At 70.3% G+C, this 1,299-nt stretch carries 1 protein-coding gene; it reads left to right on the top strand.

Annotation, left to right across the window (positions count from 1 at the left end; translation table 11 throughout):
- The coding region (locus tag ACSNOG_RS32720; protein ID WP_436756329.1) for a biotin/lipoyl-containing protein at window positions 1–1,299 on the top strand (1,299 nt) is incomplete at its 5' end.

Below are 1,299 nucleotides of genomic sequence, written 5' to 3'. Positions count from 1 at the left end.
ATCGCGATCAAGGCCGCTTTCGGTGGCGGCGGGCGTGGCCTGAAGGTCGCCCGCACCCTCGAAGAGGTCCCCGAGCTCTACGACTCCGCCGTCCGCGAGGCCGTGGCCGCCTTCGGGCGGGGTGAGTGCTTCGTCGAGCGCTACCTCGACCGCCCCCGCCACGTCGAGACCCAGTGCCTGGCCGACAAGCACGGCAACGTCGTGGTCGTCTCCACCCGCGACTGCTCCCTGCAGCGCCGCCATCAGAAGCTCGTCGAGGAGGCGCCTGCGCCGTTCCTGTCCGCGGAGCAGAACGCGGAGCTGTACCGGGCGTCGAAGGCGATTCTGCGTGAGGCCGGTTACGAGGGCGCGGGCACGTGCGAGTTCCTCGTCGGCCAGGACGGCACGATCTCCTTCCTGGAGGTCAACACGCGTCTGCAGGTCGAGCACCCGGTCACCGAAGAGGTCACCGGTATCGACCTGGTCCGCGAGATGTTCCGCATCGCCGACGGTGAGGAGCTCGGCTACGACGACCCGCCGCTGCGCGGGCACTCGTTCGAGTTCCGGATCAACGGTGAGGACCCGGGCCGTAACTTCCTGCCCGCCCCCGGCACCGTCTCCCGCTTCGACGCCCCGACCGGTCCGGGCGTGCGCCTGGATGCGGGTGTGGAGGCCGGCAGTGTGATCGGCCCGGCCTGGGACTCCCTGCTGGCGAAGCTGATCGTCACCGGTGCCACGCGTGAGCAGGCCCTGCAGCGCGCCGCGCGTGCGCTGGGCGAGTTCAAGGTCGAGGGCATGGCCACGGCCATTCCCTTCCACCGGGCCGTGGTCGCCGATGAGGCGTTCACCGCGGATCCGTTCCGGGTGCACACGCGGTGGATCGAGACCGAGTTCGACAACACCATCGAGCCGTTCGCGGGCTCTGCGGTCGCGGAGGACGAGGCGGAGGCCGAGGGCCGCGAGACCGTGGTGGTCGAGGTCGGTGGCAAGCGCCTGGAGGTCTCCCTGCCGTCCTCGCTGGGCATGACGCTGGCGCGTACTGCTGCTGCGGGCGGCGCCAAGCCGAAGCGGCGGGCGGCGAAGAAGGCCGGCTCGGCGGCCTCGGGTGATGCGCTGACGTCGCCGATGCAGGGCACGATCGTGAAGGTCGCGGTCGAGGAGGGCCAGGAGGTCGCCGAGGGCGAACTGATCGTGGTCCTCGAAGCGATGAAGATGGAACAGCCCCTGAACGCGCACCGCGCGGGCACGGTCAAGGGCATCACCGCCGAGATCGGCGCGTCCGTCTCCTCCGGCGCCGTCATCTGCGAAATCAAGGACTGA

The organism is Streptomyces sp. URMC 124 (genome assembly GCF_051386455.1).
Lineage (GTDB): Bacteria > Actinomycetota > Actinomycetes > Streptomycetales > Streptomycetaceae > Streptomyces.
This window is presented reverse-complemented; position numbering and strand designations above follow the sequence as displayed.